This is a genomic window from Trinickia sp. (assembly GCF_051961175.1).
In the GTDB taxonomy this organism is placed as follows: Bacteria; Pseudomonadota; Gammaproteobacteria; order Burkholderiales; family Burkholderiaceae; genus Trinickia.
The window spans coordinates 1-17,955 of the sequence record NZ_JBQCDN010000370.1; the positions used below are offsets into that span (position 1 = coordinate 1).

A 17,955-nucleotide genomic window follows, 5' to 3' on the forward strand; every position below is an offset into this window, starting at 1 on the left:
CGCTCACCGGCGCGCATATCGCTTGGCAGTTCGTCCGTAATGACGTGGTTCAGCAAAAAGCCGCGCTGCGATTCACCGGCGTTGGGCCCCAGATTCCAGGCGCCAGCTGCTTTGCCGATCGCGTTCCAGGTCCAGACCGTGCCGGGCTCTACCCCCTCGCTATAGCGTGCGCGGCAACGCACCTTGCCCCATGGCGATTCGACGTAGATCCAACCGCCGTCGTCGATGCCCTCTTGTGCGGCCATCGCGGGATTCACAAACAGATGGTTCTCGCCATGAATCTGACGCAGCCACGCATTCTGCGAATCCCACGAGTGATACATCGCCATCGGCCGCTGCGTGATCGCCGCGAGCGGATAACGGCCGAGATCGGTCGTGTCGTGTTCCAGCGGCGGATACCAAAACGGCAGCGGATCGAAATACCGTTCGATGCGCTCGCGCAGACGATCGGGCGGCTGCCGTCCTTTCGTCTTGCCTTGTGCGGCCAGACGGAAGGTCTGCATCACTTCGGAATAGAGCTGAATCACGATCGGTACGCCGAACTTGCGCATACCGTTTTCGACGGCCCACTCCATATACGGACCATTCCAGTTGCGCATGTATTGCAGAGCGTCCGGCAACCGATGGTGGTAGACGCAGTTATGCTTTGCGTATTGCTCCCACTGGTTCGGATTCGGTTCGCCTTTCACCGCCTTTGTGCCGTCCTTTCCGCGCCAGCCGATCAGGAAGCCCGTGCCCGAATCCGGCGAAGTTTGGAAGTTGACGACGAAGTCCGGGTAGTCGCGGAACTTGCGCTGACCGTCCGACGTTGTGAACGCCGGAAACTTCAGGCGGCTCGCCAATTCGATCAACACCTCCTGGAATGGCTTGCACTCGCCCGTCGGCGGCACAACCGGCACTCTCACCGAATCGACGGGACCGTCGAATTCGGAGATCGGGCGGTCGAGCACCGACATCACATCGTGACGCTCGAGGTAGGTCGTATCGGGCAGAATCAGATCGGCGAACGCAATCATCTCCGATTCGAATGCATCGCACACGACGAGGAACGGAATCTTGTATTCACCGTTTTCATGCTTGTCGGCGAGCATCTTGCGCGCTTGGACTGGATTCATCGACGAATTCCAGGCCATGTTCGCCATGAAGATCAGAAGCGTATCGATCGGATAAGGGTCGCCGCGCCAAGCGTTCGTGATCACCGAATGCATGAGCCCATGCACCGCGAGCGGGTATTCCCACGAAAACGCTTTGTCGAGGCGCGCGGGAGAACCGTCCTCATGCACGAACAAGTCGGCCGGCGCCGCCGGCCAGCCGAGAGGCCCCGACGCCAGCGGCGTGTTCGGCTTGATGACGGCCGGATCATTCGGTGGTTTGGCCGACGGAGGCGCTGCACGCGGGTAGGGTGCCTTATGGCGAAAGCCGCCGGGCCGATCGATGGTGCCGAGCAGCGACATCAGCACGGCCAAAGCGCGAATCGTTTGAAACCCATTCGAATGCGCCGCCAGCCCGCGCATCGCATGGAACGCGATCGGCGCGCCTTCGACTGTTTCGTGCGTCGCGCCCCAGGAGTCAGTCCATTGAATCGGCAACGCAATGCGCTGCTCCCGAGCCACTGTCGCCATCTCTTGGGCAATGCGCGAGATCGTTTCGGCTTCGATACCCGTGATTTCAGCCGCCCATTGCGGCGTGCAATGCGCAACCTGCTCGCGTAGGAGTGCAAACGACGGCGCGACGGGTGTTCCGTCTTCGAGCACATAGCGGCCGTCGAGTGCCGGTTTTGCATCTTGGGCGTGATTGAGTACGGCGCTGTTCGTGAGCGTGTCCCACCAGAGATGATTCTGCGGAAACAACGCGTTCACTTCGGGTGCGTTGGGATCACGAACGAATAGACCGAATGTATCGCATGCTTCACGCATATCCACGAGTTCGCCGGCGTTCGTAAAGCGCTCGACGAACGGACGATCGTAGGCACCTTGTTCGATCAGCTCGCGAATCAACGCCATGAATAGCGCACCGTCGGTGCCGGGCCGAATGGGAATCCATTCGTCGGCAATCGCCGCATAGCCCGTGCGCACGGGATTGATTGCGATGAACCGCCCCCCTGCCCGCTTGAATTTCGACAATGCGATCTTCAACGGATTCGAGTGATGATCCTCCGCGGTGCCGATCATGAAGAACAGCCGCGCATGGTCGAGATCGGGGCCGCCGAATTCCCAAAAAGAGCCGCCGATCGTATAGATCATGCCGGCTGCCATGTTCGCCGAGCAAAAGCCGCCGTGCGCAGCGTAGTTCGGGGTGCCGAATTGCTTGGCGAACAGACCGGTCAAAGCTTGCATTTGATCGCGGCCGGTAAAGAGGGCGAACTTTTTTGGGTCGGTTGCGCGTACGTGCCGAAGGCGCTTCTCGAGAATGTCGAATGCGGCATCCCAAGATATGGGTTCGAACTGCGCTTCGCCGCGCTCGGCGCTGGGCTTGCGTAATAACGGCCGCGTGAGCCGCGCGGGCGAATACTGCTTCATGATCCCCGACGAGCCTTTCGCACAGATCACGCCTTGGTTCAGCGGGTGTTCCGGGTTGCCGTCGATGTAGCGGACTTCGCCATTGCGCAAATGTACGCGGATGCCACAACGGCATGCGCACATGTAGCATGTCGTCGTCTTGATTTCGAGCTGCTCGTTTTGCGTGCGCGCCTGGTGCTCCATTGTCCATCCCTGTTCGTGGCTCGTGCCGCACGAGCCTCGGTAAGGCATGGGCGGCGATCGGGTATGGCTATGTTAGGAGCGATGGCGCGCAATACAAAATCGTATTCGGCGATTGAAAATATCGGCTGGTGCGATAGTTGGGAACGCTTCGATCGTCCGCAGCCCAGAGCGGTAATGTGTCGCGCCTGGCTGCGTTCCAATTCGCCACTAATGCGTGGCGGTGATTTTGCGGATCAGATTGTTGGGCGTATCGGCTACGTACACGGTGCCGCTGGCGTTGACAGCGAGAGAGGCAGGCCGGTAGAACGAGGCGGCGGTGGCTTGACCGTTCGCCGAGCCTTGGACACCGGACCCCGCCAACGTCGTAACGTTGCCGCTCGCGTCGATTTTGCGAATCAGGTTGCTTGAGGTATCGGCCACGTAGATGTTGCCGCTTGCATCGACGGTGAGGCCAAACGGGGTGTTGAACGACGCGGCCGTGCCCTGCCCATTGGCGGCACCTTGCGCCCCGGCTCCCGCCAGCGTGGTGACGTTACCGCTCGTGTCGATTCGGCGGATCAGATTGTTGCTCGAATCGGCCACGTACACGATTCCACTCGCATCGACGGTGACACCGCGCGGCTTATTGAACGAGGCGGCCGTGCCGAGCCCGTTGGCCGAGCCTTGAGTACCGGATCCCGCGAGCGTCGTGACGTTGCCGCTCGCGTCGATCTTGCGGATCTCGTTGTTGAACGTATCCGCCACATAGACGTTCCCACTTGCGTCGGTGGCAACCGCAGTCGGGAACTTAAACGAGGCGGCCGTGCCCTGGCCGTTTCCTGCCCCGCTAGTGCCCGATCCCGCGAGCGTCGTGACGTTGCCGCCCGTGTCGATCTTGCGAATTTCGTTATTGCCCGAATCGGCCACATAGAGATTCCCGCTCGCATCGATGGCGATACCGTTCGGCAAAGCGAACGATGCGGCGGTGCCTTGGCCGTTCGTCGAACCTTGCGAGCTCGATCCGGCAAGGGTAGTGACGTTGCCGCCCGCGTCGATCTTGCGGATCAGGCTATTGCCCGTATCGGCGACGTAGATGTTTGAGTTGGCATCGATAGCGATGGAAGCCGGATCGTTGAACGTCGCCGCCGTGCCCGCGCCGTTTGACGAGCCAGAAGCGCCGGATCCTGCGACGGTGGAGACTTGAACCGCGGCGACGGTGGTCGACGTCGTGCCGCCGGAAGAGCTGGTGCTGGAAGAAGTGGTGCTGGAGGACGTGGACGTAGTGGTCGAAGCGCTTCCGCTTCCTCCTCCGCAAGCAGCCAGAATGAAGGCCAGCGCGCTAGCCGCGGCCAATTGGCCGACGAGTCGGAGTGGTTGTTGCCTCTGCATGGAATGTCTATCCTTTTCTGGTCAAAGGTTGAGGGCCTGCCGCTGATAGCCGACCGCTCGTTTTTATGTAATTGACCGACAGTAAAGATCAGTAGCAGACTTGCCGGTCCTTTTCTTTTCAATTAGATCCAGAGTGATCTATGCCGCCACCGCTGCGCATTGCCACTCCAATCGCTCGACGCGAATAAGGAGTCAGCGGCAACTCAAAAAATCCCTACATCAGATATCAGAAAAACCTTATGTGGTCCGACGTGCCGCTGAAGAGGCGTCGTGCTGGAGCGCGCAACAGCGCGCCAAGCGCGGCTTCGTGCTTGGCGCGCTGCACTGGAGGACAGCATCAATTGATCGTGCCGCACCGGGCGACAAATGAATACCAGGCGTACTGCTTGACATCTCTCTGGGCCCCGAATCGTCAGTCGTTATTAAGGTATTGAAACTATTCTTTTGGAGTTCTTGGACTCATTTGTTACCCAATATATCACCTTCCAACACATCTTATGTCCGGTGTTGCATAAATCGACACAGGCTACCTATCCGGGGGTTGACTATCAGGACACCGGTCGCTCTCGCCTGTCCCACAAGCCCCATTCCCCTTCGCTCACGCCGAACACATAAAAAAGCCCGGAAACGACCGTTCCCAGGCTCGAAGTCCATCAACGACAAAGATGGCGGAGGAGACGACTCAACGTCCCTGCGGCGACGCCGCGCCATCCGCGCTGTCATCCGAAAACACCACCCCGAGACAATTCAAATAGCCCAACCTCCCAAATAAAACGCGCCCAGCACGACAGCAATCGACACCGTACCCACATTGAGCTTGCGGAACTCGCCGCTCACCATGCGGCCGATCACGAGCGTCGCAAAGCCGAGCATGATGCCCGTCACGATGTTGGCCGTGAGCACGATAAACACGGCAGTCACAAGCCCCGACATCGCATCGACCCTATCGTCCATGTGCAGCTTGCTCACGTTCGACAGCATCAAGAGGCCCACATACATCAGCGCCGGTGCCGTTGCATACGACGGCACGAGGCCCGCGAGCGGCGAAAAGAACATGACGACGAGGAACAGCACCCCTACCACAGCCGCGGCCAGTCCCGTCTTCGCGCCCGCGGCCACGCCCACGCTCGATTCGATATAAGCCGCCGCCGGCGCGCCGCCGAGAAAACCCGAGAAGATCGAACTCAATGAATCCGCCGTCAGCGCACGCCCGCCGTTGACGATGCGGCCATTCTCATCGAGCTGCCCCGCCTGCCCCGCCACCGCGCGAATGGTTCCCGTCGCATCGAACACGGCCGTCATCACGAGCGCGAACACACTCGGCAGCACAGCCACCGACAACGCGCTTTTAATATCCATCGCACCGATCAGCGACCGATGCCCCGGCGCACTCAACGAAGGCAGCGCAAAGATTCCGTGATACGTCACGCCCGGATCGAGCGCGAGCCCGATCGCCGAAATCGCCACGACCACCAGCAAAATACCGCCGGGCACACGGCGCTTTTCCAGCCCGAAGATCGATGCCAGACCGATCACCGACATGATCACGGGAAAGGAGCCGATATGGCCGAGTGCAAGGGGCAACCCACCGCCCGGATTCTTGACGACGAGGCCCACATCGTTCGATGCGATCAGCAACAGGAACAAGCCGATACCGATCCCTGTTCCGTGTGCAACCCCCGTCGGCAGATTGCGCAAAATCCACGAGCGCACGCCCGTCACCGAAATACCCGTAAAGACCAGGCCCATCAAGAACACGGCGCCGAGTGCCACCGAAGGCGAAATGCCTTTGCCGAGCACGAGACCAAATGCGGTGAATGCGGTGAGCGAAATGGCACAGCCGATCGCAATCGGCAGTTTCGCCCAAAGGCCCATCAACAGCGAACCAAAGGCCGTCGTGAGGCAAACGGCAACGAACACGGCGCTCGTATCGAATCCGGCTTTCCCGAGCATGCCCGGCACGACGAACACCGAATACACCATCGCCAGGAAGGTCGTGACACCCGCGACGATTTCCCGGCGCTGCGTGCTGCCCTGCTGCGAAATGCCGAAGTATCGATCGATGACACCCATGTTGCCGAATTCGTCTGTTGCACCGACGCCGACCGTCGGCTGCGCGGGGGTATCACTCATGAGCTGGCTCCTTTATCAGCGTGCTGAAACGGCCCCGGCGGGCCGTCGTCAGGTTTGTCTCGTATCTGGCAGGTGTAGGTTCAGGCTTGTCGGCTGCGTCCGGGGACGGTCGAGCCGCTAAAGCGTCTCGTCGCTTCGAAACCGTGCGCTAGTCGGATTGGCGCGCTACGACGCGCGCTTCAGTCAGCCACGTCACGTGCACTTCGACGTAGCGAAGGTTAGATGAACGCCTTATATCGGCCCATCAATCGAGGAACATGGCGCCCATGTCACGGCGCTTATATCCGCATGAAACCGGGGTTTCATCAGCATCGACCACGCGTTTACGCCTAGTGCGAAAGTGTGATGATCAGTATTTGGTCAGTATTTGGCCACGTGAATCGACGATGAAGGGTCACAACACAGTCAATGGGGAGTGGCCCGCGTGCGCTGCTAGCGATCCGCGTCAACCGTCGATGGCAGCGCAGCGCTGCTTCGAATCGGCTTGTTACAGCCCGATCGTGCGCTCGCTCACAGCGGAGCGATTGCGCTTGAACAACAATGACCCTGCTGTGACCGACGCGCCATCCGCCCGTTTCATCATCCGTGCACGCGGCCACCGCCATGACAACCGTTGTAGGGGGTAAGCCGTGGGAAGCCAGAGACCAAGGGCGCGAGCCCAAACCGTGGGCCGCACCGCAGCGACGATCATCTTGCTCGGCGGCGTGACATTCCTTCCACCCGCGGTGTCGGCCGCGCGGGCGGGCGCATTGGCCGCGCAAGCAGGCGCCCCGCCCACGCGAGCCGCACATACGCCGCCGCCCACCGTGCTCAATTCGGCACCGATCGATTTCGCCGCGATGGTCGATCGATACGGCCCGGCCGTCGTCAACATCAGCACGGCAACGCCGCCCGACTCGGGCGATCAGGCCGAGGCAAGCGGTGCCGCGCCCGCACCCGGGCTCGACAATCTCGATCCCGACGATCCCGTGTTCGCACTCGTCAGGGCGACAGGCGCCCAATCGCCCTCGCAACCGAACGTGCCTGAGCCGCCACGCGTGTTCTGGGGCGCCGGGTCCGGCTTCATCATCAGCGCCGACGGTGTCGTCGTGACGACCGCGCACGTCGTCAATCGAGCCGAGCAAGTCACGGTAACGCTGATGGATAAGCGCCGTTTCAAGGCAGATGTGCTCGCCGCCGATCCGCAGACCGACATTGCCCTGCTTCAAATCCAACATGCGTCCAAGCTGCCCGTGATGCGGCTGGGCGATTCGTCGCGCGCTCGCGTTGGCGAACGCGTTCTTGCGATCGGTGCGCCCGACGGTCCGCAAAACTCGGTTTCCTCCGGGCTCGTCAGCGTCACGCCGCACGTATTGCCGGACGGCAGCACGTTCTCCTTTCTCCAAACCGATATCGCCGCCGAGCCGGACAATTCGGGCGGCCCGGTGCTCGACCGCTACGGCACCGTCATTGGCGTCGATATCCAGGTCTATGCAGACAACGGGCGATACCGCAACCTGACGTTGGCGATCCCAATCGAAGGGGCCCTCAAGCTGCGCGCTCAACTGCAAGCGCAGGGCAAGCTGGCCGGCGGCAGTTTGGGTGCGCGCATGCAAGACGTCGATCCGGGGCTTGCCGCCGCGTTCGGTTTGCCGCACGCGATGGGGGCGCTCGTGACCGACGTGACGCAGACGGGCCGCGGCAGCGTCTCCAACGGCCTGAAGCCGGGCGATGTCATCACACGCATCAACGGCAAAGCCATCGAGCATCAGGCCGATTTGACCGATTACGTCGCCGCCTTGCAGCCGGGGACAAAGGTCACGCTGACGATCGTGCGTAACAAGAGACCGATGTCGTTGACGACGAACATCGTCGCCACGCGCCCCGATAGTGCCCCCGCCGCTTCCGCAGCGACGCCGGCCAGCGCGCTCGATCGGCTCGGGCTAACCGTGCACGCGCTGACGGAGGACGAGCGACATACGGCGAATCTGTCCTCCGGCGTTATGGTCGATGCGGCAACGGGCGCTGCCGCCAGCGCCGGCGTCCAAGCGGGCGATATCGTGTTGTCTGTCAATAGCGAAGTGGTGAGCACACCGGAAGCTTTGGAGCGATCGATCGCCCGTGGCGGAAAGGAGATCGCGCTGTTGATCCAACGCGACGATGCTCGAACCTTCGTATCGCTCCCGATACGATAGGCCGAGGTTGCTATTCCCTTCCTGTCCCATCGCGCCCTTACGGCGCTCCACGCGCGGCTGATCGCGGTCGAATACACGCAGCGAGTCACCACCGCTGCCTGACGATCAGCCGACAAAGTCCGATCCGGTCCGGACGCGGCACAGCCGATGCTGCGCCACGGACTCGCGCTCTACAACCAACGCATCATGGGCCCGGCACACGTGCCTCGAGCCAAGTTGCATATCCGTGTTTCGCGACAAAATGCCGAATTGACTGGCCGACGATGAAGATGCGCGGCGTCTGGCAACGCAAGTTAAGACGTTGGCCGAGTTGCTGACGTCGACACGCGAGATGCAATGGGTCAATACGGCCAGGCCGTGCGACACCCGACGTCCGGCTCATGGAAACGCGCCCTGAGGGCACGCACAATCGCCCCCATTGGCAAGCGAACGGCCGGGCCGCCGGTGAATCCATCGCATCGCCGCCCCCGCAACTCGACAATGGGAGTCAGCGAGGTATAGCGCCTGAAGCGCACTCGTTCGAACTGTACATATGCGTCCGACACTGCCCAAAGCCGCTCACGCGCGCACTTGGTTAACCGTCTTTGCACTCGGCTTGCTGATCTTCGCGGCGTTTCACGCACAGCCATCGCGGCATATTCGAATTGCGGTGGGCGCCGCGGGCGCCGGTTATTACGAAACGGCACTCCAGTACAAAGCATTGCTCGAACCGAAGGGCTATCAGGTCGACATCGTTCCGTTCGCGAACACCGATGAAATCGAAGCACGTGTCGCCGACAATCGCTCGCACCTCGATCTCGGCTTCGTTTCCGATAACCATGAAAAGACACCCGGGACGCCCAGGCTCATCTCGCTCGGCGATATACAGCTTCAGCCGATCTTCATCTTCGAAAGCCGCACCGCCGCTGCCGCGCATCCCGTACACACGTTTTCGGATTTACGGGGCCTATCGCTGGTCCTGCCGCCGCCCAACAGTCTGACGAGCGATACGATGCGCCGCGTGTTCGCACTCGCGGGAATCAGCGCGAACAACACCGACATCACCTTCCTACCGTTTCAGGACGGCGTCGCCCAATTGAAGCAGGGACAATTCGATGCTGGCGTATTCATTCTCGCGGCCGATAGCGATCTGGCGATGGCGCTCGCCAAAGACGATCGTCTTGTCATGATAGAAATCGCACAGCAAGGAGCCATCGCGGCACAACTGCCGTATCTCAGTGAAGTGAGACTGCCCGCCGGCATTTACGATATTGCGCGCAACGTGCCGCCGCACACGACCGCACTGCTCGCCGCCACCATCTCCGTCGTCGCGCGACGCGATTTGCCACCGGCAACCGCCTATGCAGTCCTGGACGCGATGCGCGACGTGCACCGCCAGCGCACGTACGTCAACGATGCCGGTGCGTTCCCGCGCTATTTGGGCGACCCGGGCCGCCACGAAACCCTCGTCGACGATTTTTATCGGCATGGCACGCCTTGGATCTTTTCGCATTTGCCGATCACAGTCGCCAGCGTCGTAGACGCTTATCTCGGCCCCCTGCTCGCACTATGGCTCGGCGTGAGCGCGCTTGGCGTCTTGTTCGAACTGGAACACGCGCGCGAGGTGACGCAAATCGCACTCGCTCGCGCGACGCTTTGGTGGCTTGGGCGACGATGCCGCAGCGGCACAGCGGCCCCTGCCTATGCGCTTGCACTCGCCAGCAGGCTGGCTGATCGCCTCGCGCCCGAATCCCAACACGTCGAACGTGTGCGCGCCGCGTTGCGCGGCGCTATCGAGAAAACGCGTTAGGATTCGAGGAGTTGACAAGCAGAGCCGATACCGGCGCTGAACCACTGCCGGTGCCGCCCGCCGACACCGAATGCGGGGGATTCACCGCCGCAATCACGCGGCGGTGTCATCCTTCATCGTCAGCAGGACCGCGCATCCACTCGCCATGAGCAGAGCCGTCAAAAGATAGAGCGCATCGTTCATACTGCCCGTGTGGACTTTGATCTGCCCGATCACCCACGGACTGACGATTCCGCTCGTGATACCGATGCTGCTGACCAGCGCGATACCGGGCGCCGCCGCGGCTTTGGACAGGCAGCGCGAGGGCATCGTCCAAAAGATCGGCAGCGCCGCGAAGATCAGGATCGTGGCGCACGAAAGAATCGTCAGCATCGCGGCAAAGCTCGGCAAATGCATCGTCAGCAAAGCGAGCGCCACACCACCGGCGCCGGTGCAGAATGCGAAATGCCGGCGCCGCTCTCCCGTGCGATCCGAATGGCGCGCGATGGCGATCAGGCCGATCACGCCCAAGGCGTTCGGCACCGCCGTGTAAAGACTGATCGATACGACATCGGTCACGCCGAAGTCGCGAATCATCAGCGGCATCCAGAAATTCAGGGTAAGGGAGGCGCAGGTCAGCGAAAAATAGATGAACGCGAGCAGATAGACCTGCGGCGTGCGCAACGCTTGGGCGAGCGCCCCCATCGAATGCGCATGGGTTGCGGCGCCGCCACCGTCGTCGGCGAGCGCGCGAACGACGCGCGCTTTTTCCTGTGCGCTGAGCCACGATGCCTGCGCGGGGCCATCGACGAGCCGAGTCAGCGCGATGAATCCGAGCATGAGCGCCGGCAATCCTTCGATCGCGAACATCCATTGCCATCCCGCCAGCCCCAGCGTACCGGCCATGTCGCGCATGAGCCAGCCGGAGAACAATCCGCCCATCACTCCGGCTACGGCTACGCCGGCGAAGAAAATCGACAGGATCGACGCCCGGCGCGGCCCCGGGAACCAATACGTCAAATAAAGCACGATGCCGGGAAAGAAGCCTGCCTCGAATACGCCGAGCGCGAACCGCAGGGCGTAAAAATGCGCCGGCGTTCTGACAAACATCGTACCCGCCGAAGCGATCCCCCAAAGCAGCATGATGCGAGCGAACGTGCGTCTGGCGCCAAAGCGGGCAAGCAGCATGTTGCTCGGCACTTCGCACAAGACGTAACCGACATAGAACACGGCCGCGCCGAGCCCATACATCGCATCGCTGAAGCCAAGGTCATGCTTCATTTGGAGCTGAGCAAAGCCGATATTGATTCGGTCGAGAAACGATACGACGTAGCAGAGAAAAAGAAAGGGGACGACGCGCACTGAAATCTTGCGGTACAACGCGTCATCGGCAGGCAACGCGCCGCCCGCCGCGTCGGCCGCGGCATCGATTGAATGAGTCATGCGTCTCGCTCCAGAAAAGGGATGAATCGCCTCGGCGTCTAGCGCGCCGATGAAGGCGGACGATCGAAAGAAGGCTTATGCGGCGACAGCTTCCCCCTCATGCGAGGGCAGCTCCAGCACGCCGTCTCGAGCAATACGCATCGCCTCGAGCAGGGCCGTGTGACTGCCAACGTGATTCGCCAGCAGCAAGATCAGTTGCGCGTTCGCGCTCTGGCTTTGCGCATCGCTCAAATCGCGATGCATATCGATCAACGCTTCGTAAAACTCGTCCGGCCGGGCGAGATTGGATTGCAGATTGAGCGTCATAGTCATCTCTGTCTCGGTTTGAGTTCCGCCTGGTTCGGTCTTGTTAAACGATGATTAGGAGAACTAACTGGTTGTAATGGCAGATGGCTCCGTCCGCTGTCATCACCGTCTATGCGGAAACAGAGACAGAGACAGCGGCGGCCCCACCTAATGCGCGTTCAAGCGCGGACGACAGATCATCCGTCTGCAGCGCGCGCCACCGCGCGCACACGTGCTGATCTGGCCGCACAAGGTAGGTCGTTCCGGGTTCCGCGCCGTAGCGCTGCGCGACACTTCCCTCGACATCATGGAGCACCGTCGCACCGACCGCCGAAGCCTCGACGGCTAGCCGGTCGCCAATCAGGCTGCCCCCGTCGGGTACGATCAAACTGACGTCCACAGCCACGCCGAGGGATCGTGCCTGAGCAATCGCAGCTTGCACGCCCGTTCCGATCCCATCGGTGCCTGCGAACACCAACACCGTGAACCGCCCGCCGATATGCGCAAGCAGCCAGTCCGGCGCGCCGTCGCGAAGCACCGGCGCATCGACGCAAGCGGTGCCCGGCACGAGCCCGCCATCGAACCGATCGCGATCCGGCGTGTTGAGCGTCGATTCATGCAGCACGGCAGGCACCGAGAGCCGCCCACTATTGACGAGCCGGCGCGCGAAGTCATGATGGCGCGCCAAACTCAGGACCGCATCGCGAAACACGCGGCTGACTGCGCTCTTGGGCGTAATGAAATCGGTCGAACGTGTGGAATTGAGGATGTTTTCATCGGCCGCATATTCACGCTCTTGCGCATAGCTATCGAGCAGCGCGTCCGGTGCCACGCCGGCCAACACCATTTCGAGCTTCCACGCCAGGTTTTCGGCGTCCTGAAATCCGCTATTCGCGCCGCGCGCGCCGAACGGAGAAACGCCGTGCGCCGCATCGCCGGCGAACAGGATGTTGCCGTGACGAAAGCGATCCATACGCAGACACGAGAACGTATATACGCTCACCCATTCGATCTCGAACTTCACGTCCGGACCGAGCAGCGCACGCACGCGCGGTATGACGCGCTCGGGCGATTTTTCGAGTACGGGATCAGCGTCCCATCCGAGTTGGAAATCGATGCGCCACACGTTGTCGGGCTGGCGATGGAGCAGCACCGACTGATTCGGATGGAATGGCGGGTCGAACCAGAACCAGCGCTCCGTTGGAAACTCGGCCTCCATCTTGATGTCCGCGATCAGGAAGCGATCGCGGAACGTCCGCCCGTGACTTTCTAACCCCAGCAAACGGCGCATCGGGCTGCGCGAACCATCGGCCGCCACGACATAGCGCGCGTGAAGCGCATATTCGCCGTCGGGCGTATCGATCGTCAGCGTGACGGGCGCCACGCCCTCGCCCCCGTCTTCGGGCCTCGCTACAGCAGCCACCTTGTTCTTCCAGCGAATCTCCAGATTCGGCAATTGGACAGCGCGCTCGATCAAGAATCCTTCGACGTAATACTGTTGAAGATTGATGAACGCGGGCCGGCGATGGCCGCTCTCCGGCAGCAAATCGAATGAATAAAGGAGTTCGTCCTTCAGAAACACCTTGCCGACGTGCCATCGCACGCCCTTCTCGACCATCTTGTCGCCGCATCCCAGGCGATCGAAGATGTCGAGCGAGCGTTTCGAAAAACAGATCGCACGCGAGCCCGTCGAGAGGCAATCGTCATCGTCGACAAGCACGACTTCAATCCCACGCTGCGCCAAATCGATCGCGGTGGCGAGCCCGACCGGGCCGGCCCCCACCACCACCACAGGATGGATTTGCTTGGCTGCGCCGCTCGCCTGCTCTTTCGCAGGGCGATATTCAAAGCGCAGATTCTCATAATCGATCGTCATCTCCGTCTCCGTCTCCCCCATCGCACCGCTCAGCCCTGCAACGCAGCCCACATCTCACGGTCGCGTTCCGCAGTCCAGATGCGCGGATGAGCGATGCCGCTCGCTTCGTCATAAGCACGCGTGACGTCGAACGGCAGACAGTGTTCGTAGATGAAAACCTGGCCGAACTTGGGATCCATCGCCTCGCGTGTCAGCGCCATCGCTCCCTTCAAATCGAGCTTGCGTTCGACTGCTTTACGCCCCTGCTCGAGCAGCGTGGTCACGAAATCACGCGTGTAGCCGATACCCGCCTTGACTTGCCCGGGGCCGACGAGCGCGGGGCCGCGCCCCGGGACGAGTTTCTCGGCACCCAGCGCGTCGAGCGCGTCGAGCGTCGCGGGCCAAGCGGCGAGCTGCGCATCGCCGCAATAGCAGGCGGCGTCGTATTCGACGAGATCGCCCGAAAACAGCACCTTCTGCGAAGGCAGCCAAACAATCGTGTCGCCCTTCGTATGTCCGGCGCCGGGATGCATGATCTTGACTTCGAGTTTGCCCAGATACAGCGTGATCTCGCGCTCGAACACGAGCGTCGGCCACGTGAGTCCCGGCACCGTCTCCACGCCCGCGAAAAGGCGCGGGAACCGTTCGATCTCCGATTTCATGTCTGCCTCGCCGCGCTCGACGATCATCTCGTACGTGCCGCGGCTCGCGATGATGTTTTGCGCGCCTTCCGCGAAATAGGCCGACGCACCCAGCACACGCACGGCATGGTAGTGCGACAGCACCACATGCTTGATCGGCTTATCCGTGATCGAGCGGATCTTGGCGATCAAGTCGCCCGCCATTGCGGGGGTGGCCGTCGTATCGACGATCAGCACGCTGTCGTCGCCGATCACGACACCGGAGTTCGGGTCGCCTTCGGCCGTGTACGCGTAGGTGTTCTCGGACAACTGCGTGAACGTGATCTTCTTCTGTTCGAGATCGGCCTGCGATGCGAATGCTTTTGCCATGGTTGTCTCGCTGATGAGGAACGTGGAGAGTGTTGAAACCATGGTAGGCGCCGGCGCGATACTTTGTCAACAGCAAATGCATTTGCTATACGCAAATCTCTTCGATCATGCGATTCATCGGACAAGGTCGGATAAGATCTGCGCTTTAGATTCGTAGAGGTCGGCTTGGCCACGCATTCCCCTCCCCCCGCCGAGACGCGCGCTTCGCGTGGCGTACAAAGCGTCGAAGTATGCGGAAAGCTGCTCGAGGTGTTGGCACGTCGCGGGTGTGTCGGCTTGGCCGAGCTGGCGGCGGCAGCCGGCATCGCGCCTGCGCAAGTGCACACGTACCTTGTCAGCCTGATGCGGCTGGGGCTCGTCAAGCGCGATGCCGCGCTCGGGGGCTACGAACCGGGGCCGTTGGCCCTGCGCCTTGCGCTGCAGTCGCTTGAGCATCAACCCGCGTACCGCGCGGCCGTGACCGAAGTCGCGGGGCTCGCCAGGCACTCGGGATGTTGTATCGCCATCTGCACGGCCGGGCCTCATGGCCCGACCATCGTTCATTACGAGCACGCGGGCGCGCCGCTTCACGTCAACCTGCATGTCGGTTCGATCATGTCGCTCACCGCCACGTCGACGGGGCGCGTTTTCTCCGCGTTCCTGGAGCAGGCGCAACGGCACGCGATGCAGCCGGGCACGGATCTGACGCAAGCAGACAGCGGCGCGTCGGAGCGGGAACGACAAGCCATCCGCAAGCGCGGCATCGAACGCAGCATCGATGCGCCGACGCCGTCGATCAGCAGCATGAGCGTGCCGATTCTCGATGCCACCGGCGCGTTGCTGCTAACGCTGACGGCGATCGGGCCGTCGAGCACGATCGACGTCGCCTGGAGCGGAAAGCTCGCTGATGCACTTCGTGCGTCGGCAGCGCGCATCGAGCGGACGTTACGTTCCCCTTCTGATGGCGAGCCATCGGATCAACCCCGTCAATGGAATGTCGAACCCGGCTCGCAGGACACGGGACAGCGCGGGATCCGTACGCTCGATACGACCGGCGAACTGCTTGTTGCGCTCGTGCGGGCGGCTCGCCCTTTGATCCTGCGCGATCTCGCGGCGGCCGCCGGCATGCCCGCCGCCAAGGCGTTCCCGCATCTGGTCAGCCTCGTCGGGATCGGCCTGCTTTCACGCGACGAGACCGGTGCATTCGATACCGGACCGCTCGGCCTGCAACTTGGATTGACGGCGCTGCAGCGGCAAGCCCCCGAACGCGACGCCGAGCGTGAAATCGCCCGTCTGGCCGCGGAGACGGGGCTCACTGTCGCCGCCGCTGTGCTCGGCCCGCTCGGTCCCACTGTGATTCGGCTCGAAGAATCGGCGCAGCCTGTCCATATCAGCTTGCGGGCGGGCACCGTTGTCTCGCTCGTGCATACGGCGATAGGCCGGGTATTCGCGGCCTACCTCGGGGCAGCGCCGCTCGCGGACTTGCTCGCGCTCGAGCCACTGCGGCTTGCGGGGACGGCCGCCGAGGTGGCGGGGGATACGGGAAGAAGAGAGAGAGAGGGATCCGAGCAGCACCGCGGAGCCCTCTCCGGTACCAGTCCTAACGAATCACGCTTTGTGCGGATTCGTCGAGACGGTATCGATCGTGCGCTTGGGGCGCCGATCCCCGGCATCGATGCGCTCGCGGCGCCGGTATTCGACCACACAAACACAGTTCGCCTCGTCGTTGCGCTGATCGGATCGACGGGGAGCTTCGACAGCGCGGATGGCGCGATGCCTGCGCAGCGGTTGCTTGAGACGACGCGCCAATTGTCGTGGCGTCTGGGCTGGGCACCCGTTCGCTAGGGCCCTTCTGGTAGCCAGCCCCAAAAAGCATTGTTGCAATCAGGGTTCGCAAGCCTGGAATTAGCGTGAACAGGCCCCAGGCCAAGTCGTGTTGCTCGACGAACTACGTCGTGCCACGAATGCGATCGTCGCGCTCGTTGGCCGAGGACGGCTGCCGCTTCGGCTCCTCACCCGGCACGCTGCGCCCGAAGATGGGGGCCAGCAAGCCCGAGCGCCACGCGAACACGAGCAACGTGACCGATAGCGTCCCCTCGCCGATCACGCGCGCGAGTGCCATCCCGATGGCCCCGTAGTGCGGTGCGAGCAAAATCGCCGACGTGAGGTTCGCCGCCGCCGACATCAATCCGGCGATCGCCATGATGCGATCCTTCTTGCGCGGCAACAGGATATAAAAACCGACGAATTGATTGAACGCCGAAAACGGGAACATCCATGCAAAACATTGCAAGACGTGGGCACTCGGCTTGAACGCCGCGCCCAGGATCAGCGGCAGCACATAGGGCGAGAGCACGAGCGCACCGCCCAATGCGAGAAACCCATAACCGAGCAGGAGCGTGGCCCCGCGTCTCGTCGTCACGCGCGCCCCTTGATGATCGTTTTGCGCGATCTGCCGTGAGATCGTCGGAATGAAGACCTGCGAGGCGGGCCCCATCAGACTGAGGCCGATCGTGGCGAACCGCTCCGCCGCCCCGTAATAGCCGACTTGCGTCGGCGTAGAGAGCAGCGTGAGCAGATACGTCGATGCGGACGTCAGCACGACCGAACCCGTCGAATACAGAAACAACATCGTCGAATCGCGCATGAGCCCCGGCACGCCGCGCAACTGCAGCCGCGGCCAACCGAGGTGCTTCACGGTCAACTGGTAGGCGATTGCCGTCGTGCAGACACCCGCCACCAGCAGGCTCGCGAGCACCATCGTCGAATCGGCCGGCCCGTGAACAAGCAGCAGCACGAGCACCAGGCTCATCACAAAACCGACGACTTCGAGAATGATCGGCGTGCGAAAGTGTTGCCGCCCTTGGAACAGCCAGCTGACGTTGCAGCCGTTGATCACGCCGAGCAACGTCGCAAAGATCCCGATCAACGGGCGCTGCGACAGCACGGGCGAACACAGGGTGGCCACGATCCCGATCAGGATGCCGAGGCTGCCCATCGCCATCCGGGCGCTGGTGTGCAGCGAAAAGATATGGTTGTGTTCGTGCCGCTCACGAGCGTGCGACGCATCGCGCATGCCGACAAACGTGAAGCCGAAGCTGACGAGCATCCAGATGACGTTCATCAACGACATGGCCGCGAGCACGCGGCCGTACTCGGTCACGCCGAGCACACGCCCATAGAACGGGATGACCACCAGGAGGTACAAGTACCTCATGATGTAGCCGACGTACACGAA

Annotated in this window: 11 protein-coding genes; 3 read left to right on the forward strand and 8 right to left on the reverse strand. The window is 62.0% G+C overall.

From position 1 onward, the window contains the following. The 3 genes from ACTHL0_RS21260 to ACTHL0_RS21270 form a co-directional block, all read right to left on the reverse strand. On the reverse strand, positions 1-2,702 hold a 2,702-nt coding region (locus tag ACTHL0_RS21260), incomplete at its 3' end, for a molybdopterin-dependent oxidoreductase (protein ID WP_440568888.1). A 207-nt stretch (positions 2,703-2,909) separates the two neighbouring features. Continuing rightward, positions 2,910-4,070, reverse strand: a complete 1,161-nt coding sequence (locus ACTHL0_RS21265; RefSeq protein ID WP_440568879.1) for an NHL repeat-containing protein — start codon at positions 4,068-4,070, stop codon at positions 2,910-2,912. Positions 4,071-4,817: 747 nt separating this feature from the next. After that, positions 4,818-6,203, reverse strand: a complete 1,386-nt coding sequence (locus tag ACTHL0_RS21270) for an NCS2 family permease (protein WP_440568880.1) — start codon at positions 6,201-6,203, stop codon at positions 4,818-4,820. 665 nt (positions 6,204-6,868) lie between these two features. On the opposite strand from ACTHL0_RS21270, the gene ACTHL0_RS21275 reads away from it, so the two are divergent. Continuing rightward, the gene (locus ACTHL0_RS21275) at positions 6,869-8,377 is read left to right on the forward strand and encodes a trypsin-like peptidase domain-containing protein (protein ID WP_440568881.1); all 1,509 of its coding nucleotides are present in this window, start codon (positions 6,869-6,871) and stop codon (positions 8,375-8,377) included. Positions 8,378-8,909: 532 nt separating this feature from the next. Beyond that, a complete protein-coding gene (locus tag ACTHL0_RS21280) occupies positions 8,910-10,166 on the forward strand; it encodes a TAXI family TRAP transporter solute-binding subunit (RefSeq protein WP_440568882.1) in 1,257 nt (418 codons plus the stop codon). A gap of 93 nt (positions 10,167-10,259) precedes the next feature. On the opposite strand, the gene ACTHL0_RS21285 is transcribed toward ACTHL0_RS21280, so the two are convergent. The 4 genes from ACTHL0_RS21285 to ACTHL0_RS21300 form a co-directional block, all read right to left on the reverse strand. After that, complete coding sequence (locus ACTHL0_RS21285; protein WP_440568883.1) at positions 10,260-11,588, reverse strand: MFS transporter; 1,329 nt, start codon at positions 11,586-11,588, stop codon at positions 10,260-10,262. A gap of 75 nt (positions 11,589-11,663) precedes the next feature. After that, positions 11,664-11,894: a DUF2783 domain-containing protein gene (locus ACTHL0_RS21290; RefSeq protein ID WP_440568890.1), complete on the reverse strand. Its 231-nt coding sequence runs from the start codon at positions 11,892-11,894 to the stop codon at positions 11,664-11,666. Positions 11,895-12,003: 109 nt separating this feature from the next. Next, positions 12,004-13,749, reverse strand: a complete 1,746-nt coding sequence (locus tag ACTHL0_RS21295; RefSeq protein WP_440568884.1) for an FAD-dependent oxidoreductase — start codon at positions 13,747-13,749, stop codon at positions 12,004-12,006. Between the two features lie 29 nt (positions 13,750-13,778). Next, positions 13,779-14,738, reverse strand: a complete 960-nt coding sequence (locus tag ACTHL0_RS21300) for an MBL fold metallo-hydrolase (protein ID WP_440568885.1) — start codon at positions 14,736-14,738, stop codon at positions 13,779-13,781. A gap of 165 nt (positions 14,739-14,903) precedes the next feature. Here ACTHL0_RS21300 and ACTHL0_RS21305 point away from each other — a divergent pair, with 165 nt between their 5' ends. Continuing rightward, positions 14,904-16,562, forward strand: a complete 1,659-nt coding sequence (locus tag ACTHL0_RS21305) for an IclR family transcriptional regulator (protein ID WP_440568886.1) — start codon at positions 14,904-14,906, stop codon at positions 16,560-16,562. Positions 16,563-16,665: 103 nt separating this feature from the next. Here ACTHL0_RS21305 and ACTHL0_RS21310 read toward each other — a convergent pair. Continuing rightward, positions 16,666-17,955: lipopolysaccharide biosynthesis protein (locus ACTHL0_RS21310; protein ID WP_440568887.1), on the reverse strand; the 1,290-nt coding region annotated here is incomplete at its 5' end.